Below are 21,343 nucleotides of genomic sequence, written 5' to 3' on the forward strand. Positions count from 1 at the left end.
CAAGACACCGCCCGCTGGCACCACCAAAACGAAAACGACCATGACTATTTCTTGCCTGACCACGGAAGCACAGCGCCTCGATGCGCTCCACAAGCTCAATATCCTCGACACGCCACCAAGCGAAGCGTTCGACCGCATCACGCGCATGGCGGCGCGGCTGTTCAACCTGCCGATTGCCGCCGTCTCGCTGACCGACAGCGACCGCCAGTGGTTCAAGTCGCGCGTGGGCATCGAGCATTGCTCGATCCCGCGCATCAAGGCGCCGTGCGGCAGCGTGGCCGATAACGCCGAGCTGCTGGTGATTTCCGATCTGCAGGACGACGCGTATTTCCGCGACAGTCCGCTGGCTGCCAGCGGCATCCGCTACTACGCCGGCGCGCCGCTGGTGACTGCCGACGGGCACTGCCTGGGCGCCATGTGCGTGCTCGGTACCGAGCCGCGCGACACTACGCCGGAGGAACTGACCATACTGTGCGACCTGGCCGCGATGGTGATGTCGCAAATCGAGATCATGCACGCGCTGGGCCGCGTCGATTCGATCAGCGGCCTGCCCAACCGCAACCAGTTCATCGAGGATTTCCAGGACATGCAGCGCGACAGCGAGGACGGCGCCCAGCGCGTGGCGGTGCTGATCAACCTGGCCACGCCGGCGCAACTGGCGCACGCCGTGCGCGCCATGAACCCGCGCTACCTCGACGAACTGGTGACCGACGCCGCCGCCTGGATCCGCACCGAACTGGGCGCAGGCCGCAAGGTCTATCACGTGGCCACCACCCAGTTCGCGATCCTGACCACGCCGGAGATGGCAATCGACCGCTATCCGCCGCTGCTGGAGGCCAAGCTCGCTCATGCGATCGCCACCGTCAAAACCCGCTTTGTCGCCACGCCCACCATTGGCGTGGTGCCGTTCGACATCAGCAATACCGACGCTCTCAATGTGCTGCGGCGCGCGCAAAGCGCAGTGCAGGACGCTATCGAATCGGGCACCAGCGTGGCCATGTACTCGGTCGGCGAAGACCAGGTGTATCGCCGCCGCTTCAGCCTGCTCAACGACTTTGGCGCGGCGCTCGAAAGCCCCGGCCAGCTGCGCCTGGTGTTCCAGCCAAGGATCGACATCGCCAGCGGCGAATGCGTGGGCGCAGAAGCGCTGCTGCGCTGGAACCACCCCACCCTGGGCGCCATCGGCCCCGGCGAATTCATGCCCATCGTCGAGCGCTCGCGCCTGGCGCAGGCGGCTACTTCCTGGGTACTGAATACCGCGCTCGACCAGCAACTGGCCTGGCGCCATGCCGGCTTGGTGCTGCAACTGTCGCTCAACGTCTCGGCGCTGAACCTGCTGGAAGCCGACTTTGCCGACCGCGTGGTCGAGGGCCTGCAGCGGCGCCGCCTGCCGCACGATTGCCTGGAGCTGGAAATCACCGAGAGCGCCATCATGGAGCACCCGACCAAGGCGCACGCCACGCTCGATGCGCTGGCCCATGCCGGCATCCACCTGGCGATCGACGATTTCGGCACCGGCTACAGCAGCCTGGCCTATTTGCAGCGCATGCCGGCCGACGTGGTCAAGATCGACCAGTCGTTCGTGCGCGGCATCGAACACGACCAGCGCCAGCAAGGGCTGGTGCGCGCCATGATTTCGCTGTCGCAGGAACTGGGCCACCGGGTGGTGGCCGAAGGCGTGGAAAATGGCGCGGCGCTGGCCTTCCTGCGCTCGGCAGGTTGCGACGAGGCGCAAGGCTATTTGTTCGCCAAGCCGATGGAAGTGGCCGATTTCGCCCGCTGGCACCAGGCCCAGGCCGCGCAGGAAGAGGCGCCGACGCTCAATATGGACAGTGCACTGGAAGCCGTCGAACGTGCGTTTGCCATGCGCGTTCCGCGCCTGCTGTGCACCACGCCGTCACCGCGTAACCTGCTGGCGGCAGCGCGGCGCCGGCCTTTGATACGTTAATCGGCCTGGCCGATCAACACGATCGGATTACGGGTGCCGAAATTGACGCTGCCGGCGCGTACCACGGCGGTCTTGCCCGAGTAGTAGTCGCGCACCTTCTGGCCGTTGGCAAACACGCCGTGTACCTTGATGGCGCTGGCCTTGTCGGTCGGCAGATCGAGGGCGACGACCACCTGGTCGCGCAGGCCATCCTTGTCGTACGTGCGTTTGAAGATGTAGGGCTGTGCCTGCAGTTGCTGGTGCACGCCGGCGCCCACCGCCACGTGGGCGCGGCGGAACTGGCCCAGTTTGCTCCAGTGCGTGTACACGTCGCCGACCTTGTAACCGTCGCGCTGCGTGTTTTTCGCCAGCTCGTCCCAGTTCATGAACGAGCGCAGTTTCGCATCACCGGTGGCTTCAAGCATATCGAGCTTGCGCGCGGTTTCGTCGCCGTAATAGATCTGCGCGGCGCCGGGCGCCAGCAGCAGCTTGGTCGCGCTCTCGAACGGACGCTTGCGCGCAGCGTCGAACGGCGGCTCGTAGTCGTGCGAATCGATGTAGTTCAATACCGAGTAACCCTGCAGCGCGCCGCCGTGCAGGATGTTCGAGTAGCTCGAGAACAGCGCCTCGTAATCCTTGTTCGCATCGCGCACCAGGCCGAAGTTGATCAGGCTGTCGAAGCCCTGCTGGTAGTAGTTGGCGATGGTGCCGCCACCAAGGTCATGGGTCTGGCCGTGGGCGATATCGTAGTTATAGACCTCGGCGGTCATGTAGAACTTGTCGCCGAGTTTCTTGTCGGGGTTGGCCTGCTTCCAGTCCTCGTACGCTGCATCGGCCACGGTGCGCAGTTCTTTCCACACCTTGGGTTCCACGTGCTTGACGGTGTCGGCGCGGAAGCCGTCCACGCCGAACTTGCGGATCCAGTCCGCGTGCCACTTCATCAGGTAGTAGCGCGGTGCGCGCGGGTAGCCGGTTTTGGCGAAGAACTCGTCGAGCTCTTTCATTTGCTGCGTGTAGCGCCCTTCGCGGCGCCATTTTTCCACCAGTTGCGGCGGCAGTTCCACTTCGGCGTCGCTGTCGGTGCGGATGTCCGGCAGGTTTTTCACCAGCGTGCAATCGATGGTGGTTTTCGCGTCTTTATAGGTACAGGTGGGGTCGGTGCGCACCCAGTCCTGCGGCCATACCGGGTCGATCCGGGTGACCGGGCCGGTGTGGTTCATCACCACGTCGAGGATCACGCGGATGCCGCGCGCATGGGCCGCCTCGACGAAGTTACGGAAATCGTTCTCGGTGCCGAGGTTGGCGTCCACCGCCGTAAAATCGCGGGCCCAGTAGCCGTGGAAACCGTACGACTTGCCGGTGCCCTCGTCGGTACCGGCGTGGATCTGTTCGACCGGCGGCGTGAGCCAGATGGCGTTCACGCCCAGTGCGTCGAAGTAGCCGTCGTTGATCTTGTTGATCAGGCCAGCGAGATCACCGCCCATGAAACCGCGTAGCGGTGCGGCATCCTTCTCGCGACCATAGGCCAGGTCGTTGCCGGTAAAGGCATTATTAAAACGGTCGGTCAGCACAAAATACACGGTGGCGTTTTCCCACAAGAAGGGCTTGGCCTGCTTCGGCACCTCGATGCGCGGCGGGCCTTTCTTCTTGACGCCGGTGGCCTGGGCTGCGGCGTTGCCACCTGCCAGCGCCAGCGCCGATGTCAATGCCAGGGAAATCGTGGTCCACCGTGTCAATCTCATGCTGTCTTCCTTATGGTTTTACGTAGTGACGGTCGGACGCGCGCGTCCGGTCCAGCCTTCGATACCGGCCACCTGTTCGGCAAGCAGGATCAGGGCCGAGAGGGCCTGCTGGGTTGGTAAATGATGCAGTTCGGGATCGGCTTCGTAGCGTTCCAGGTACACGCGCAGGGTGGCGCCTTCGGTGCCGGTGCCCGACAGGCGGAACACGATGCGCGAGCCGTTGGTCATCACGATGCGGATGCCCTGTTTTTTCGACACCGAGCCGTCGATCGGATCGGTGTACTCGAAATCGTCGGCGAAATCGACCACGTAGGCGCCCAGGTCCGCGCCCTGCAGCGTGGCCAGCTTGATACGCAGCGAATCCATCAGCTCATTGGCGCCCTTGGTTTCCACTGCCTCGTAGTCGTGGCGCGAGTAGTAGTTGCGGCCGAAGCGCGCCCAGTGTTCGCTCACCAGCTCTTCCACCGACTTGCCGGTCGCGGCCAGCAGGTTGAGCCAGAACAGCACGGCCCACAGGCCATCCTTTTCGCGGATGTGGTCGGAACCGGTGCCGTAGCTCTCTTCGCCGCACAGGGTGGCCTGGCCGGCGTCGAGCAGGTTGCCGAAGAATTTCCAGCCGGTCGGTGTCTCGAAGCTCGGGATGCCCAGCGCTGCTGCCACGCGGTCCGACGCCTGCGACGTCGGCATCGAGCGGGCGATGCCTTTCAGGCCGGCGCGGTAGCCCGGCGCCACGGTGGCGTTGGCAGCCAGCACGGCCAGGCTGTCCGATGGCGTGACGTCGAACTTGCGGCCGACGATCATGTTGCGGTCGCCGTCGCCGTCGGAAGCAGCGCCGAAATCGGGCGCGTCGTCGGCCGCCATGATCTCGATCAGCTGGGCGGCGTTGACCGGGTTCGGGTCCGGGTGCAGGCCGCCGAAGTCTTCCAGTGGCTCGCCGTTGATGACGGTGCCGGCTGGTGCGCCCAGCATGCCTTCGATGATGGCCTTGGCGTACGGGCCGGAGACGGCGGACATGCCGTCAAAGCACATGCGGAAACCGCCGCCGAACAGCTTGCGGATGGCGTCGAAGTCGAACAGTTGCTGCATCAGTTCCGCGTAGTCGGCCACCGAGTCGATCACGACGATCTCGGTCTGCTCGATGTGCGAGGTGCCCAGCACGTTCAGGTCCACGGCGGGCGCATCGCTGATGCGGTACTCGGTAATCGCTTCGGTGCGCGCGTAGATCGCCTCGGTGATGCTCTCGGGAGCCGGGCCGCCGTTGGCGATGTTGTACTTGATGCCGAAGTCGCCGTCCGGGCCACCGGGATTGTGGCTGGCCGAGAGCACGATGCCGCCGGCGGCGCCGTGCTTGCGGATCACGCAGCTCACGGCCGGGGTGGACAGCACGCCGCCCTGCCCGACCAGCACCCTGGCGTAGCCGTGGGCCGCCGCCATGCGCAGGATGACCTGGATCGCTTCGCGGTTGTGGTAGCGGCCATCGCCGCCGACCACCAGCGTTTTGCCGGCGACGTCGCCCAGCGTGTCGAACACGCTTTGCACGAAGTTTTCGAGGTAGCCCGCCTGCTGGAAGACGGTAACTTTCTTGCGCAGGCCGGACGTGCCGGGACGCTGGCCGGAAATCGGTTGGGTGGTGATCGTTTGAATGCTCATAGTCGCTCCGCGTGAATGAAGGGGCGACGCGTTGCCACGCCGCCGTCGTTGCCATTATCTCACGGGCAATATTACATTATTAACGTTCAGGGGCTGCGTTATCTTGCACGGCCAAGGTCAAAATTGCCGCCACCAGCATACAGACGCCGCCCAGCATCAGGGTCTTGACCGCCTCACCCATGAACAGGTACTTGGTTACAAAGCCGAGCAGCAGGCCGCTGACGATCTGCGGAATCACGATGAAGAAATTGAACACGCCCATGTAGTAACCCATGCGCTTGGGTGGCAGCGCGCCGGCCAGGATTGCGTACGGCATGGTCAGAATGCTGGCCCAGGCAATGCCCACGCCCACCATCGGCAGGTACGACAGCTGCACATCGTGGACCGCGAACAGGCTGATCAGGCTGACGCCGCCGATGGCCAGGCACAGCGTGTGGGTGAACTTGCGGCTGGTATGGCGCGCCAGCACCGGCAGCACGAACGCGGCCAGCGCGGCTACGCCGCTGTACACGGCAAACATCACGCCGACGTGACTGCCCGCCGCCTGGAACGCGGCCGACTGTGCATCGGTCGTGCCGAAGACGTTTTTGCCGATGGCGACGTTGGTGTAGATCCACATCGCAAACAGGCCGATCCAGGTGAAGAACTGCACGGCCGCCAGTTGCACCATGGTCTTGGGCATGCCGCCGAAACCGGCCAGGATTTCCTTCAGGGCGTGCAGCAGGCCCTTGTTGCGGCGCTGCTCGGCGCGGAACGCTTCCATGTCGTCGGGCGGCAGTTCCTGCGCGGTGAGCACGGTCCACAGCACGGCGCTCATGTAGATGGCGCCGCCGGCGTAGAACGAGTAGCGCACGGTATCGGGAATGGCGCCAGCCACCGACTCGTTGGACACGCCCAGGTAGTCGGCAAAAATGGTGGGCAGCAGCGAAGCGATCACCGCGCCCCAGCCGATAAAGAAGGTCTGCATGGCAAAGCCGGCGGTCTGCTGCGACGGTCCCAGCTTGTCGCCCACGAAGGCGCGGAACGGCTCCATCGACACGTTGATCGCGCCATCGAGCATCCACAGCACGGCCACGGACATCCACAGCGCCGACGAATGCGGCATCAGGAACAGCGCGATCGACGCGAACAGCGCGCCAAGGAAGAAGAACGGCCGGCGGCGGCCCCAGGTCGGGTGCCAGGTGTTGTCGCTCAGGTAGCCGATGACTGGCTGCACCAAGAGGCCCGTGACCGGCGCGGCCAGCCAGTACAGCGACAGGTTGTCGGGGTCGGCGCCGAGGGTGGAGAAGATCCGGCTGGTGTTGGCGTTTTGCAGCGCGAAGCCGAATTGAATGCCGAAAAAGCCGAAGCTCATATTCCACAACTGCCAGAACGACAATATGGGCTTCTTGAGGTGTGAGTGCATGCTGCGCGTCCCGAGTATTTTGAATTTGTAGCAAAATAACATGCAGACACAGGTGTGTCAAATGAACTTTTCCCTAGTAAAATAACGGCAAACCGCAGTTTCACTACCGATTTTTGTAGTCAAATGTAGCCAAACAACAAAACGACGGGACACCACACTGACATGATACGCATTTCCTTCTCCCAACTCGCCACCAGTGTACCGCTGGTCGTCCTGGCGCTGGCCCCGGCGGCCGCTGCCGAGCGCACTTTCGAGTCGATGGTGGCCGCCAGCGGCCAGCTCGACATCCGCACCAGCGATGGCCGCTACGTGATCAAGCCCTACTCCGCCGCCATCATGGAGACCACGTTCATTCCCGCCGGCGAAGCGTTCGATCCGGCCTCGCACGCGGTCGTGCTGGCGCCAGCGGCAGTCGAGGCCTCGGTACAGGACCAGGGGGATCGCATCGAATACGCCACGGCCGGCATCGCGGTCACCATTACCAAGTCGCCGCTGCGTATCAGCTACACGTACAAGGGCAAACCACTGGTGGCGGAAAAACGCGGCTACCTGAAAGTGCGCGACGACGTCGCCACCGGCAGCAAGGACATCAACAAGGGCGAGGCCCGCGAGCTCGACGCCATCGAATTTGCGCTCGATGCCGACGAGGCGCTGTATGGCGCCGGCGCGCGCGCAGTCGGCATGAACCGGCGCGGCAACCGTTTTACCCTGTACAACAAGGCCGACTATGGCTACGGCGCCACGTCGAGACAGCTCAACTACGGCATGCCGATTGCCATGTCGTCGAAGCTGTACGCGCTCCACTTCGACAACGCCCAAACCGGCTACCTCGATTTCGACAGCAGGAAGGACAACAGCCTGACCTGGGAAACCATCGGCGGCCGCAAGACTTACCAGGTGGTCGCTGGCGACAGCTGGCAGGACGTGGTCGGCAACTACACCAGTTTGACCGGCAAGCAGCCGTTGCCACCGCGCTGGGCCTTCGGCAACTTCGCCATGCGCTTCGGCTACCACACCGAGGCCGAGGCGCGCAAAACCGTCAACCAGTTCGCCCTGGACGACATCCCGCTCGACGCCATCGTGATGGACCTGTACTGGTTCGGCAAAGAGGTCAAAGGCACCATGGGCAACCTGGCCTGGGACAAGGACAACTTCCCCAACCCCACCGGCATGATCGCCGACTTCCAGCAGCAAGGCGTACAGACGGTGGTAATCTCCGAGCCATTCGTCGTCAACACGTCGAGCCGCTGGCAGGAGGCCGTCGACAAAAAAATCCTCGGCACCGGACCGGATGGCAAGCCGCTGTCGTACGATTTCTTCTTCGGCCACACGGGCCTGATCGACATCTTCGGCGCGCCGGGCCGCGACTGGCTGTGGGATATCTACAAGGGCTTGCGCCAGCAGGGCGTCAAAGGCGTATGGGGCGATTTGGGCGAACCCGAGCTGCACCCCACCGCCATGCGTCACGCCACCGGCAGCGCCGACGAGGTCCACAACATCTACGGCCACCAGTGGGCGCGCCTGGTGGCCGAGGGTTACCAGAAGGACTTCCCGACCGAGCGGCCGTTCATCCTGATGCGCGCAGGGTACTCGGGCACGCAGCGCTACGGCATCATCCCGTGGTCGGGCGACGTCGATCGCAGCTGGGGCGGCTTGCAGTCGCAGCCCGAGATCGCACTGCAAATGGGCATGCAGGGCGCCGGCTATATGCACTCGGACCTCGGTGGTTTTGCCAACCCGGTCGAAGACGATGAACTGTATGCGCGCTGGCTCCAGTACGGCGTGTTCCAGCCCGTGTTCCGCCCGCACGCGCAGGAAGAAGTGCCGTCGGAACCGGTGTACCGCAACGCGGCAACCAAGGCGCTGGCGCGCACCGCGATCCGCCTGCGCTACGCGCTGCTGCCATATAACTACACGCTGGGCTTCGAGAACAACCAGCGCGGCCTGCCGCTGATGCGCCCGATGGTGTACGAGGAACCGGGCAATCCCAAGGCACAGTCGATGTCGTCCACCTACCTGTGGGGCAAGGACTTCCTGGTGACGCCGGTCATGACCAAGGGCGCCACCACGGCTGATGTGTACTTCCCCGCCACCGCCGCCTGGTTCGACTTTTATACCGGCGAGCGCCATGCGGGCGGCGCCAGCAAAACCGTGGCATTGAAGGCCGAGCACATTCCCGTGTACGTGCGCGCCGGCGCCTTCATTCCGATGACGGCCGTGGTGCAGACCACGCGCGACTACAACACGCGCCGCATCGCCCTGCATTACTACCACGACGCCTCGGCCACCGCCGGCAGCGGCCAGCTGTACGATGACGACGGTGCCACCGCGCAGGCCTACGAACAGGGCAAGTACGAACTGCTGCGCTTTGCCAGCGTACTCAAAGGCCGCACCTTGACCTTGAACGTGGCGTCGGAGCTGGGCCGGCAGCAAACCCGCCAGCCCCGCGCCTTCGATGTCAGCGTGCATAACGTGGCAAACAAGCCGGCCAGCGTGAAGGTCGATGGCAAGGCTGCCGCCTTTGCGTGGGATGCTGCCAGCAAGCTGCTGACGGTGACGCTGCCGGCCAACATGGCAGCAGCGCGGAGTGTCGCCATCGTTCTCTAGCCGTGTATGATTTGCGGGCCATCGGGCAACAGCCCGGTGGCCCGCAAATATCCACCAGGGAGATGCAATGACATCACGTACCATCGGCACGCTGCCGCTTCTAATCACTGCGGTAGTGGCCATGGCAGCCAGCGTTACCGCGCATGCCGCCGCAGAGAAAAAGCCCACCACCGCCGAGGCTCAGCGGTTCCTGACCGACACCGAAGCGCGCCTCAACAAGCTCAATAACGAACAGGCGCGCGCCGCCTGGGTGGGCTCCAACTTCATCACCGACGACACCGAGGCGATCAGCTCCTGGTTCGCCGAGCGCTATCTCACCGCGACCGGCGAGGCCGCCATCGGCGCGCGCCGCTTCAACGGCGTGAAACTGGCGCCGGACCAGGCGCGCAAGATCATGCTGCTGCAGCAGTCGCTGGTGTTTGCCGATCCGAAGGAACGCGAACAGTTCGCGCAACTGCAGGCCGCCCTCAACGGCGCCTACGGCAAGGCCAAGTACTGCGTCAGGCAAGCTGACGGCGCCGACCAGTGCCTGGCGCTGGGCGAGATGGAAAAAGTGCTGGCCGACAGCCACGACGAGAAAAAACTCAGGGAGATGTGGGTGGGTTGGCACGCGCAGTCGCCGGCCTACAAGCAGAAGTACATCGACTACATCGCGCTGTCGAACAAGGGCGCGAAGCAGATGGGTTTTGCCGACACCGGCGCCATGTGGCGCTCGCAGTACGACATGCCGCCCGAGGCCTTTGCCGCCGAGATGGAACGCCTGTGGCAGCAGGTCGCGCCGCTCTATCAGTCGCTGCACACGTACACGCGCTACAAGCTGCGCGAGACCTATGGCCCGGACGTGGTGCCGTTGACCGGCCCGATTCCATCTCACCTGTTCGGCAATATGTGGGCACAGAGCTGGGACAACCTGTACCCGATCCTGAAACCGGCCACCGGCGCCAGCAGCTACGACCTTACCAAGGTACTGGAACAGCGCAATACCGACGCCAGGCAGATGACGCAGTACGCCGAGCGCTTCTACACGTCGCTGGGCATGCAGAAACTGCCGGCCACGTTCTGGGAACGCTCGCTGCTGACCAAGCCGCGCGACCGCGACGTGGTGTGCCACGCATCGGCGTGGCCGATCGACGAGAAGGACGACGTGCGCATCAAGATGTGCATCACGCCCACCGCCGAGAACTTCACGGTGATCCACCACGAACTGGGCCACGTGTACTACTTCCTGGCCTATAACAAGCAGCCGCTGCTGTTCCGCACCGGCGCCAACGACGGCTTCCACGAAGCCATCGGCGACACCATCGCACTGTCGATCACCCCCGACTACCTGAAAAAAGTGGGCCTGATGGACGAAACGCCGCCGGCCGACGCCGACATTGGCGACCTGCTCAAGCGCGCGCTGGGCAAGGTGGCGTTCCTGCCGTTCGCGTACTCCGTCGATAAATGGCGCTGGGACTTGTACGCCGGCAAAACCAAACCGGACGACTTCGACAAAACCTGGTGGCAATTGCGCGAACGGTACATGGGCGTGAGCCGCCCGGCGCCGATGGCAGCCGGTGGCTTCGACGCCGGCGCCAAGTACCACGTGGCGGCCGACGTCTCGTATGCGCGCTACTTCCTGGCCCACATGCTGCAGTTCCAGTTCCACCGCGCGCTGTGCCGCGAGGCCGGCTACACGGGACCACTGAACCGCTGCTCGGTGTACGACAACCCGAAAGCCGGCGCCAAGTTGCAGCAGATGCTGGCCATGGGCGCCAGCAAGCCGTGGCCGGAAGCGCTGAAGGCGATTTCGGGCGAAGATAAAATCGACGGCGGCGCCCTGCTCGAGTATTTTGCGCCGTTGAAGGTCTGGCTCGACCAGCAGAATGCGGCGTTTGCCGCGCAGCAGAAGTAATAGCAAAAAGGCCTCCGCCGGTTTCCCGGCGGAGGCCCTCTGCATTGCGTTCGTGCTCGACTACGCTGTCACCATGACCGCCAGCGGTCAGGTGCGCTGGTACACGTCCTCGAAACGGACGATGTCGTCTTCACCGAGGTAGCTGCCGGACTGCACTTCGATCAGATGCAGCGGCAACTTGCCCGGATTTTCCAGGCGATGGTTCATGCCGATAGGAATATACGTCGACTGGTTTTCCGACAACAGGGTGACGTTCTCGCCGCACGTCACGCGCGCGGTGCCGCTGACCACGATCCAGTGTTCGGCCCGGTGGTGGTGCATTTGCAGCGACAGCTTGCCACCCGGATTGACGGTAATGCGCTTGACCTGGAAGCGTTCGCCGATGTCGATGCCTTCGTACGAACCCCATGGACGGTACACCTTGGTATGGTGCAGGTGCTCGGTGCGGTCGTCGGCATTGAGGTGCTCGACCACTTTCTTGACGCGCTGCACGTGGTCGCGGTGGGTCACCAGTACCGCGTCGGCAGTTTCCACGACCACCAGGTCCTGCACGCCGATCACGGCCACGATACGGCTTTCAGCGCGCACCAGGCTGTTGGTCACGCCATCCAAGTACACGTCGCCACGGCTGGCGTTGCCCTCGGCGTCGCGCTGCTGCACTTCCCACAGCGCCGACCACGAGCCGACATCGTTCCAGCCGATGTCGGCTGCTACCACGACCGCGCGGCGGGTGTGCTCCATGACGGCGTAGTCGATCGATTCGGACGGCGACGCAGCAAACGATGCTTCGTCCAGGCGGCAGAAGTCGAGATCGCGGTACGCCAGGCGCACTGCTTCGGCAGCGGATGCTTCCATGGCTGGCTGCAACGTGCGCAGCTCGTCCAGATAGGTCTTGGCCTGGAACAGGAACATGCCGCTGTTCCAGTAGTACGCGCCGTCGGCCAGGAAGCTCTCGGCGGTGGCCAGGTCAGGCTTTTCCACGAAACGCTCGACGCTGTAGCTGCCGGAATCGGCAACTACTGGCGCACCGCGCCGGATATAGCCGTAACCGGTTTCGGGAGCGGTAGGCACGATGCCGAATGTGGCCAGCGCGCCATCCTTGACCAGTTCGGCCGCGTGGGCGATCGCCGCGTGGAAGCCGGCGCGGTCATTGATGACGTGGTCGGCAGGCAGGACCAGCATGATCGCATCGGGGTCTTGCGACAGCAGGAAATGGGCGGCAGCGGCCACCGCAGGCGCGGTGTTGCGGCCTACGCATTCCAGCATGATGCCCAGCGGCGTCACACCGATTTCACGCATTTGTTCCGCCACCATGAAGCGGTGTTCATTGCCGCAGACGATCAGCGGCGCCGCCACTGTGGCGCCCTCTGGCAAGCGCAATACCGTCTCCTGCAGCATGGAGCGCTTCGATACCAGCGGCAACAGCTGCTTGGGCATCATCGCGCGCGACAGCGGCCACAAACGGGTGCCGGCGCCGCCGGATAAAATGACTGGATAAATTTTCAAGTGATATTCTCTTTCTGAGCTACGACCACCGCGCCGATACCATGCTTGCTGCGGCAGCCTCGTACTTTGGTTAATTCAATGCGAGTCTACTCGGTGCGCCAACATTATATAGCCCGTAACCATTTGCGCTGGGAAAGCGCCATCTTGATATTTTCGCTAGTATCCCATATGCAGCGGCGATGAACTAAAAAAAACCTCCGCCGGTTTCCCGGCGGAGGCTGAAATACACTGCGGAGACTGCAGTTTAAAAATTAAAACTTGTAGTTCATGCCCGCGATCACGGTACGACCATACTTCGCATATTCCAACTGCTGGGCACGGTCGCCGTTATAGGTTTCGTAGGCGGCGTTGCGCAGGTTGTTCACTTGCAGCACCAGGCCCACACCCTTCATCGCACCGGTATTGAAGGTATAGCCGATCTGGAAGTCGACGATGTTTTCGCCGACAACATAGCGCAGCGCGCGGTCGTTGGAGAAGTTGCCGATCTCGCCGACGAAGTCGGAACGACGACGCTGACTCACGCGGGTTTCGAAACCATCCTTCTCGTAGTAGGCAGTCAGGTTGGTCGTGCGCTTGGACAGGCCCGGCAGCGGGATGTTGTTGCCGATGCTGCCGCTTGGATCTTCGATGGTGATCTTGCTGTCGGTGTACGTGGCGCTGGCCGATACACCGAAGCCGTCGAGGGTCTTGGTCAGCATGTTCAGCGGCATCGAGCCCGACAGTTCCACACCCTTCAGGATGCCGCCCTTGCCGTTGTATGCAGCGGTGTAGTCACCGGTGCGCGAGTTCAGCGGCAAGCCGGTCGTCATCAGGTAATTGGCCGGGAAATAATTCGAGAAATCGTAACGGCGGGTCTGGGTGAAGATATAGGTGTCGATCTTCTTGAAGAACGCCGCTGCCGCGAAATACGCTTTCTTGTCGAAGTATTTCTCGTACGAGATGTCGAACGCCTTGGCACGCCATGGATCGAGTTGCGCATTGCCACCGCTGCCGTTCGGTTCGCGCTTGGCGGTATCGACATTGATTTCCAGTGCCGAGCGCAGCTGGTCCATTTTTGGTCGCGCCAGTTGCTTGGCCAGGGCCACGCGCACGGTCTGCTGGCCGTCGAAGCCGAAGGCCAGGTTCATGCTTGGCAGGATGTCGGTGTAGCTCTTGCCATCGTGAACCGGCTTGATCTGACTGGTACCGCTGCTGTTATCAACAAAGCGCGAATCGGACGACTGCGTGGTGTTCTGCATCTGCACGCCGAAGTTACCGCGCAGGCTCACCGCTGGCGACAGTTCCGCCTCGATATTGGCCTTGGCGAAGGTGGTGATGACCTTCTCGTTGACGGTCCATGCTTTCGGGATCAGATAGATCAGGTCTTCGCTTGGCAGGAACGACATGTACTGGCTGACGAAGCCTGGCACGTTCCACGAAGGAATCGAACCGGCGCCGGCAAAGCCGAGGTCAACTGCGCCGTATTGCAGGTTGCCCGGTACGGCCACCGCGCCGCCGACCAGGTTGATGGCGCCTTCGGCCTGGCGCTTGCTCTTGCTGCGGTCGGCGTAGTTGACGCCGAAGTCGAAGCTCGAGAACGCTTTTTCCAGCGCCCCCGAGGCACGCACATTGGCGGTCAGCTTGGCGCCTTTCAGTTCGTCTTCCACGTGCGGCACCTTGCCGTAGCCGGAGCCGTAGATGGTGTTACCCACGTACAGGTTGTTCGAGTTGCTGTAGTCGAGGCCCGGGGTCAGCTGCGAGAAGCCGCCGTTGCCGTAGCCCAGGTTGACCTTGTCCAGGATGGCCGACGCGCCGCCATTGCTGTATTGCAGATTGTTTTCCAGGCCGGTCTCGTTGCGCTTGGCCTTGGAGTAGTTGAGGTCGCCGAAGATGGTCCAGTCGCTCGACTTGTATTCGTTGCTCCAGCCGAAGGCGCGGATGTCATCCTTGCGCTTGTTGTACATGCCGCGCACCAGCGGACGCACGTTGTTGAGCGTGCCTCCAGCGATAGTGCCGTTGTTGACCGTGACCGGGTTGTAGTTGGACTCGGACTGCTCCAGCGAAATCTCGAGCTGGTTGGCGGTCTCTTCAGCCTTGAAGCGCGATGCATACACATCGATGATGCTGGTCCACTGCTTGTTCGGACGGTACTGCAACACGCCCATCAGGCCGTCGCGTTCGTTGCGGCCGCTGCGGGCCACGGCCTTGATCCCGTTCGACGCGAAGGTGCCGGCTGGCAGGCCATTGCGCGCATCGCGTTTCCATGGTTCGTACAGGCCGGTTTCGTTCGACAGGATCGGGGTTTCGATGCGCGCATAGCCGAGTGCGATACCGATGGTGCGGTCGGCAAACTGGTCGATGTAACTGGCCGAGAAGCGGGTGCCGGTATCCTTGGCGTTACCGATCTTGCCCAGCGAATTTTTCTCGCCGCGGGCATTGAGCGCCACGGTGCGGCCGGCAAACGCCAGCGGACGCACGGTTTGCATGTCGATGGTGCCCGACAGGCCCTGGCCGACCAGGCCGGCGTCCGGGGTTTTATAGACGGTCACGCCCGCCATCAGTTCCGACGGATACTGGTCGAACTCGACGCTGCGGTTGTCGCCGGTCGAGACTTGCTCGCGGCCGTTCAACAGGGTGGTGGCGAAGTCCGGCGACAGACCGCGCACGCTGATCACCTGGGCACGACCGGCCACGCGCTGGGCCGACAGGCCAGGCAGGCGCGAGATCGACTCGGCGATACTGACATCGGGCAACTTGCCGATGTCTTCGGCGGAGATCGCCTCAACGATGGAATTCGAATCTTTTTTGACCGAGATGGCGTCCTCGATACCGCGACGGATGCCCGACACGACCACGGATGCGATCGGCGCCGGCGCATCGGCAACGTATTCGGGCGCAGTGGTCTGCGCCATGGCTGGCATGGCGAAGGCAGCGACAAACAACGCGCACCCCGCTGCGACCGGATTGAGTTGGAAGGCAGCTGTGCTGCGCTTGTTGGCGAAGATACTCATTGATGTCCCCTCTACACGACACTAATAATTTCTCTGTAGTCAACGACTACATGAGAACCAAGAAAATAACGTTCTAAAGACGTTCCGGGAGGAATTTTGTACTAAAACTAGATTCAATGTCAATTGAACTTCCTGCCAACTACACTTTACCAGTGGCGCCCTGCGGGGCTCGGCTTGGGATTGCGCGGTTCTCGTTGTATTTCAGCTACAATAGCCTGACAAAGTAGATGTAGCAGAACTACACTTTTCTCGCAAAAACCATCCATTTCTGAAAGCAAATGCCAGAAAACTGCCTTTCTTAAAAAATCGCCGTGTAGTACGACTACGAACGGCAACGGAGAACCTCATGCACACCACACAATTACAACTGCGGGCGCTGGTCGCCGCCCTCCCCATGGCGCTGGCCCTGCCCGCCATGGCGCAAACCCCGGCCAGCACCACGGTGCACTACCCCACCTGGGACGGCCAGCAGAACACCGTGCGCTATGCCACGCCCGACGCCGGCGCTGTCCTGCGCAACTACACGCAAGCGACCACCCAGCGCGTACGCCAGGGCGAGACCCTGGGCGGCAAGCAGGAAACCGGCTACGCGGAAACCGCGCAACTCCCCACCGTCCGCACTGGCAATCTCGGTTTCGATGCGCTGTTCGCGCTGGCAGGCGTGGAAATGCGGCGCGACGCGGTCAGCCAGATCCAGGACGGCAGCTACAACGGCGGCCAGCCGATCGCCTGCGATTGCTTCAAGACCGGTGAGCTGTGGCACTACGTGTGGACCCGCGACCTGTCGTACGCTGCCGCGTTGTCGCTGGCCATGCTCGACCCGCAACGGGTGCGCAACTCGCTCGCATTCAAACTGGCCGGCTACCGCACCGGCGTCACGCCCGGCCCTGAGGTGGCCGGCACGGCCGACGGCCTGCAAATCGTCCAGGATACGGGCAGCGGCGGCAGCTGGCCGGTGAGCACCGACCGCATGAGCTGGGCCTTCGGCGCCGCTGAAGCCTTGAAGGCGCTGCCGCCCGCCGAGCGCCAGGCGTTTGCCGTCACGGCACTGAAAGCCCTGCGCAACACGCTGGAGAACGACCGCCTTGCCGCCTTCGATCCGGTGGACGGCTTGTACAACGGCGAGCAATCGTTCCTCGACTGGCGCGAGCAAAGTTATGCCGCCTGGATCCCCGGCGACCTGGCCAGCATGGCCACCGCCAAGGCGCTGTCCACCAACGTCGCCCATTACCAGGCGCTGACGCTGGCCGCCAAGCTGGCGCGCGAACAGGGCGAGTCCGCGCCGGCGGCGCGCTACGCCGGCTGGGCGGCCGACCTCAAGGCGGCCATCAACCGCCGCTTCTGGCAGGGCGACGCCGGCATGTACAGCAGCCTGACAGCCGGCCACTTCGACGGCGCCGCGCTCTACAAGTACGACTGGCTGGGCCAGTCGCTGACCATCATTCACGGCATCGCCGACCCCGCGCAGGCGCAAAGCATCCTCGCCCATTACCCGCACGGACCACTCGGTGCGCCCGTGATCTTTCCACAGCAGCCGGGCGTGGCGGTGTATCACAACCGCGCCATGTGGCCGTTCGTCACGGCGCATGGCCTGCGTGCCGCCGCCATGACCGGCAATGTAGCCGTGGCCGATGCCGCCTACGACACCCTGCTGCGCGGCGCCGCCCTCAACCTGTCGAACATGGAAAACTTCGAATGGCTGTCGGGCGAACCGCTGCTGGCCGACAAGCAGGCGCAAGCGGACCTGAGCGGACCGGTGGTCAATTCGCGCCAAATGCTGTGGTCGATCGGCGGCTACCTGGGCATGGTGGTGGGCGATATCTTCGGCGTGCACACCACCGACACCGGCCTCGCCCTGCGACCGTTCGTAACGGCCAAGCTGCGGCGCGAAGCATTCGGCGCCAGCGACACCGCCACCCTGAACAACCTGCAACTGCGCGGCAAACGCCTGCAGGTCAAGCTGCTGTTGCCACCGCTCGCCACGGCCCCTGTGGGCCGGCAAGGCTATTACGCCATCGACCACATCACCGTGAACGGCCAGCAGGTCGGCGCGGCGCTGGACTGGTCGGCGCTGGCGGACGACAACCTGGTCGAGATCCACCTGGGAGCACTGCTGCCCGGCCAGCAGGCGATCCGCCGCGTGGACGGCCAGCCGTACCAGGCCGATCCCGCACTGTATGCACCGTTCGAGCCGCGCGCCACGCTGGCACAGGATGCCAGGGGCGCCGCTACGGTACGTATCGCCTACCCCGGCGACACCCAGGGCGTCGTATACAACATCTATCGCAACGGCCAGCCCGTCGCACAGGGCTTGAGCGCCAGCACCTGGACCGACCGCTCACCGGGCAAGACCGGCAATGCCTGCTATGCGGTGGAAGCGATGTACCCAAGCTCGGGCAACCGCAGCCACCACAGCGCACCGGCATGCGTGCAAGCCGGCCAGACCATCGGCGCCGGTGACGCCCGCGTGCGGTCGAATCTCCGCGCAGAGACCAGGACCGGCCGCATTCCCCACTGGGGCGCCCCCGTCGATACCTTTACTGTGCGCAACATCCGTATCGCACGCGGCGGCGACTATGCACTGCAAATTCTGTATCGAAATACCGCGCACCAGATCAACCTGGGCATCAGCGGCGGCGTGAAATGGCTGGCGGTGACGGATGCAGCTGGACGCCAGATGGCAGGTGGCGTGGTGCAAATGCCACACTCGCCTGAAAGCGCGGGGCCGTCATACTCGACTCCGCTGCACGCCAACCTGAAGCCGGGTAACTACCGGCTCGAGTTGCGCGATTTTTACAATATGAGTTACTTACAGAGCAATAGTACTTATGGCGATGCCGGCGGCGCCCAAGGGGCGTCCAACCATGTCGATCTGTACGGGGTACGCATCATGCCCGCTTTTCGTCCGGAGCCTCAGGCAAGCCTGTTCGGTGGAACCATCACGCGCCCAAACGGCCTTGACGCCGATAAATGACCAGCGCTAAACCCGCGCTGGTCCGCTCAGTCTTGTCGCGCAAATATCACAATCAATGCAAAAACAACGCAAGGTTATCAATAATCACTTGCAATTTAGAAATTATTTTCCATATCCAATTGATTGATAAACAAAAGCCGGTACAATGGCTATCGTAGTCAAGATGTCTCTTTACTTACCTCAGAGGACCAACATGAAAAAAATCGCTATCACCGCCGCAGTTCTGGCATTCGCCGCTGGCCAAGCTTTCGCTCAAACCGCACCTGCTCCAGCTGCTGGCACCACCACGACCGGCGCTGCTGGCGCTGGTGCCGGTGCTGGCGCCGGTACTGCTGCCGGCGTTGGTGCCGCAGCTGGCCTGAGCACTGGTGCCCTGGTTGCTATCGGCGCAGCCGTAGCAGCTGTTGGCGCTGCTGCTTCGGATTCAAACTCCGGCACCACCCACCACGCAACCAGCCACCACGCTCGTTAATTATTGCGGTTGCTACCGTGCCACGTGGTGCGGTAATGATCGTGCACTGCGGCCGGCCCTTGGGCCGGCCGCAGTTTTCTTGTTCTCCCCCATGAAAAACCAGCCCTTCTACAGGCGCCTCGGGTTTGCGTGGCATGGCATCGTCAGTGCATGGCGCACCGAAATGAGTATGCGCCAACAATCTGTCGCCGCCGTCGGTGTAGTCATCACCCTGCTATGGCTGCGACCTGCCCCCGTGTGGTGGGCACTGCTGTTGCTCAACTGCGGGCTGGTACTTGCCGCCGAGTTGTTCAATAGTGCGCTCGAACATGCGCTCGACCATTTGCATCCCGCTCCCCATCCCGCCATCGGCCTGGCCAAAGACTGTGCAGCAGGTGCTGTATTGCTGCTCAGCGTCACTGGAATTGCTTTATTTGCATGCTTTCTTTGCGAAACATTTCTTACGCAATATTGACGTGTTGCGTCGCAACATCGCCCGCTTAACAAATATGGAATGTTACATGAGCGAAATTGCAGAGAGTTCCACCGACTAGTACAATGCCTTAACGTTTAAATTTCTTTTTTCAACAACACAATGAAGCGATCGCATGATCGTATCTTATACCGTGATTCCACACACCAGCGGCTCATGCCGTCGTAGCTTGCAGCGTGCAATCTGCACACATGTCGCCCATTCCGGCGTCAATTTCTTTTTCGCAGGGAGCCGCGACGCATGAAGCCAATTGATGCATTCCTTCTGCCAAGCAAAGCCTGGCATGCCAGTAAGGTCGCCGAGCGCAATTTGCTGCTTGGCAGCGACCTGCTGGCAATGGCAATGACCACCGCGCTGACCCATGTCCTGATGCTGCTCACGGGCATCTCTGCCGGTGACAGTGTCAATGGCGCGTTGGTGTCACTGTATCTGGCACCACTGGCACTGGTGATTTTCTGGACCCAGGGTCATTACAGCAAACGTAAGCCTTATGCCCGCGAAGTGCGCGAACTGCTGCACGCGTGTGTCGGCTTGCTCCTGGCGCAGGTGGCGCTGGCATTTTTCAGCGATTGGGAAATGCCCCGCCTGTTGCCACTGGTGCAGTGGACGCTGGCACCGATTCTGCTGCTGAGCCTGCGCGCAATCCTGAAATTCACCATGCTGCGGCACGGCAGTTGGAGCCGTCCGATGGTCATCGTCGGTACTGGCGCCAATGCCCGTGAAACCGCGCGCGTGTTCGAAGCCGAACGCCTGATGGGCTACCACCTGATCGCCTTCCTGGACCTGCCAGGCAGCGCGCCTACTGCCACCCAGTATCACGATCGCCGCGGCCGCTCGGTGCCGTGCCTGCACTTGGGCTCGCAAACCAATATCATCCTCAAGCAGCTCGGCTCGCCGCACGTGGTATTGGCCCTGGACCAGGGCGGCATGGAATCGTCGCAAATGCTGATCCAGCAACTGAGCCGCGATTGTGCCAACCTTCAAATCGTGCCGTCCCTGCGCGGTCTGCCGCTGCACGGCATGTCGATTAACCATTTTTTTGCCCACGACATCATGGTGCTGGGCATGCGTAACAACCTGGCGCAGCGCGGTCCCCAGATGCTCAAGCGTGCGTTCGATGTGTTTTGTTCTACCCTGCTGCTGGCCATGACTTCCCCGCTGTTCCTTTGGGTGGCAATCCAGGTAAAACTCGGTGGCGGTGGCGGCGTGTTCTTCGGCCACATGCGTATCGGACAGGATGGTGTGCCATTCCCTTGCTACAAGTTCCGTACAATGGCAGTAAACGCCGATGTCCTGTTGAAAGAATTGCTGGCAAACGACCCCGTCGCCCGCGAAGAGTGGGAACGCGACTTCAAGCTGAAGAATGATCCACGCGTGACCAAGATCGGTCGCTTCCTGCGCAAGACCAGTCTCGATGAACTGCCACAATTGTGGAACGTGCTCAAGGGTCAGATGAGCTTGGTCGGTCCGCGTCCGGTGATACAGGCCGAACTGGAGCGTTATGGCGACCAGGTGGGTTACTACCTGGAAGCGCGTCCTGGCATCACGGGTCTGTGGCAGACCAGCGGACGAAACGATGTAAGTTACGAAACCCGGGTTAACCTCGATGCCTGGTATGTCAAAAACTGGTCGCTTTTCACCGACCTCGTCATCCTGATCCGCACTTTCAAGGTGTTGCTCGTCAAGGAAGGCGCTTACTGATTC

The 21,343-nt window shown here is 62.5% G+C and carries 12 protein-coding genes; 7 read left to right on the forward strand and 5 right to left on the reverse strand.

The window, feature by feature from the left end; translation table 11 throughout:
* Window positions 1-40 precede the first annotated feature (40 nt).
* Window positions 41-1,948 (forward strand): GGDEF and EAL domain-containing protein, encoded by a 1,908-nt coding sequence (locus F8197_RS10510; protein WP_152881766.1) that lies wholly within the window; start codon window positions 41-43, stop codon window positions 1,946-1,948.
* Here the strand turns inward: F8197_RS10510 and F8197_RS10515 are convergent.
* From F8197_RS10515 to F8197_RS10525, 3 genes are all read right to left on the reverse strand, one after another.
* Complete coding sequence (locus F8197_RS10515; protein ID WP_152881767.1) at window positions 1,945-3,669, reverse strand: alpha-amylase family glycosyl hydrolase; 1,725 nt, start codon at window positions 3,667-3,669, stop codon at window positions 1,945-1,947. The genes F8197_RS10510 and F8197_RS10515 overlap by 4 nt on opposite strands.
* A gap of 18 nt (window positions 3,670-3,687) precedes the next feature.
* Window positions 3,688-5,319 carry an alpha-D-glucose phosphate-specific phosphoglucomutase gene (locus F8197_RS10520; RefSeq protein WP_152881768.1) on the reverse strand — a complete coding sequence of 544 codons (1,632 nt, stop codon included), beginning with the start codon at window positions 5,317-5,319 and terminating at the stop codon, window positions 3,688-3,690.
* Between the two features lie 79 nt (window positions 5,320-5,398).
* Window positions 5,399-6,724 carry an MFS transporter gene (locus F8197_RS10525; RefSeq protein ID WP_193333392.1) on the reverse strand — a complete coding sequence of 442 codons (1,326 nt, stop codon included), beginning with the start codon at window positions 6,722-6,724 and terminating at the stop codon, window positions 5,399-5,401.
* 162 nt (window positions 6,725-6,886) lie between these two features.
* On the opposite strand from F8197_RS10525, the gene F8197_RS10530 reads away from it, so the two are divergent.
* On the forward strand, window positions 6,887-9,331 hold the full coding sequence (locus F8197_RS10530; protein WP_152881769.1) for a TIM-barrel domain-containing protein: 2,445 nt from the start codon (window positions 6,887-6,889) through the stop codon (window positions 9,329-9,331).
* A gap of 67 nt (window positions 9,332-9,398) precedes the next feature.
* Window positions 9,399-11,225 carry a M2 family metallopeptidase gene (locus F8197_RS10535; protein WP_152881770.1) on the forward strand — a complete coding sequence of 609 codons (1,827 nt, stop codon included), beginning with the start codon at window positions 9,399-9,401 and terminating at the stop codon, window positions 11,223-11,225.
* An 87-nt stretch (window positions 11,226-11,312) separates the two neighbouring features.
* On the opposite strand, the gene F8197_RS10540 is transcribed toward F8197_RS10535, so the two are convergent.
* Entirely contained in the window at window positions 11,313-12,731 is a 1,419-nt protein-coding gene (locus F8197_RS10540) for a mannose-1-phosphate guanylyltransferase/mannose-6-phosphate isomerase (RefSeq protein ID WP_152881771.1), read from the reverse strand.
* Between the two features lie 251 nt (window positions 12,732-12,982).
* On the reverse strand, window positions 12,983-15,721 hold the full coding sequence (locus tag F8197_RS10545) for a TonB-dependent receptor (RefSeq protein ID WP_152881772.1): 2,739 nt from the start codon (window positions 15,719-15,721) through the stop codon (window positions 12,983-12,985).
* Window positions 15,722-16,067: 346 nt separating this feature from the next.
* On the opposite strand from F8197_RS10545, the gene F8197_RS10550 reads away from it, so the two are divergent.
* The 4 genes from F8197_RS10550 to wbaP all read left to right on the forward strand — a co-directional run bounded on the left by F8197_RS10550 (window position 16,068) and on the right by wbaP (window position 21,340).
* On the forward strand, window positions 16,068-18,695 hold the full coding sequence (locus tag F8197_RS10550; RefSeq protein WP_227012181.1) for an esterase: 2,628 nt from the start codon (window positions 16,068-16,070) through the stop codon (window positions 18,693-18,695).
* A 193-nt stretch (window positions 18,696-18,888) separates the two neighbouring features.
* Window positions 18,889-19,167: a hypothetical protein gene (locus tag F8197_RS10555; RefSeq protein WP_082488684.1), complete on the forward strand. Its 279-nt coding sequence runs from the start codon at window positions 18,889-18,891 to the stop codon at window positions 19,165-19,167.
* 91 nt (window positions 19,168-19,258) lie between these two features.
* The gene (locus F8197_RS10560) at window positions 19,259-19,621 is read left to right on the forward strand and encodes a diacylglycerol kinase (RefSeq protein ID WP_152881773.1); all 363 of its coding nucleotides are present in this window, start codon (window positions 19,259-19,261) and stop codon (window positions 19,619-19,621) included.
* 258 nt (window positions 19,622-19,879) lie between these two features.
* A complete protein-coding gene (gene wbaP, locus F8197_RS10565; RefSeq protein WP_152881774.1) occupies window positions 19,880-21,340 on the forward strand; it encodes an undecaprenyl-phosphate galactose phosphotransferase WbaP in 1,461 nt (486 codons plus the stop codon).
* Window positions 21,341-21,343 lie beyond the last annotated feature (3 nt).

Origin of the sequence: Duganella sp. FT27W (assembly GCF_009295655.1) — a bacterium.
In the GTDB taxonomy this organism is placed as follows: domain Bacteria; phylum Pseudomonadota; class Gammaproteobacteria; order Burkholderiales; family Burkholderiaceae_D; genus Rugamonas; species Rugamonas zoogloeoides.

Bases quoted from the DNA above. Each gene is read 5' to 3' on its own strand.
- F8197_RS10510 (WP_152881766.1), top strand. From the start codon at position 41: ATGACTATTTCTTGCCTGACCACGGAAGCACAGCGCCTCGATGCGCTC.
- F8197_RS10515 (WP_152881767.1), bottom strand. From the start codon at position 3,669: ATGAGATTGACACGGTGGACCACGATTTCCCTGGCATTGACATCGGCG.
- F8197_RS10520 (WP_152881768.1), bottom strand. From the start codon at position 5,319: ATGAGCATTCAAACGATCACCACCCAACCGATTTCCGGCCAGCGTCCC.
- F8197_RS10525 (WP_193333392.1), bottom strand. From the start codon at position 6,724: ATGCACTCACACCTCAAGAAGCCCATATTGTCGTTCTGGCAGTTGTGG.
- F8197_RS10530 (WP_152881769.1), top strand. From the start codon at position 6,887: ATGATACGCATTTCCTTCTCCCAACTCGCCACCAGTGTACCGCTGGTC.
- F8197_RS10535 (WP_152881770.1), top strand. From the start codon at position 9,399: ATGACATCACGTACCATCGGCACGCTGCCGCTTCTAATCACTGCGGTA.
- F8197_RS10545 (WP_152881772.1), bottom strand. From the start codon at position 15,721: ATGAGTATCTTCGCCAACAAGCGCAGCACAGCTGCCTTCCAACTCAAT.
- F8197_RS10550 (WP_227012181.1), top strand. From the start codon at position 16,068: ATGCACACCACACAATTACAACTGCGGGCGCTGGTCGCCGCCCTCCCC.
- F8197_RS10555 (WP_082488684.1), top strand. From the start codon at position 18,889: ATGAAAAAAATCGCTATCACCGCCGCAGTTCTGGCATTCGCCGCTGGC.
- F8197_RS10560 (WP_152881773.1), top strand. From the start codon at position 19,259: ATGAAAAACCAGCCCTTCTACAGGCGCCTCGGGTTTGCGTGGCATGGC.
- wbaP (WP_152881774.1), top strand. From the start codon at position 19,880: ATGAAGCCAATTGATGCATTCCTTCTGCCAAGCAAAGCCTGGCATGCC.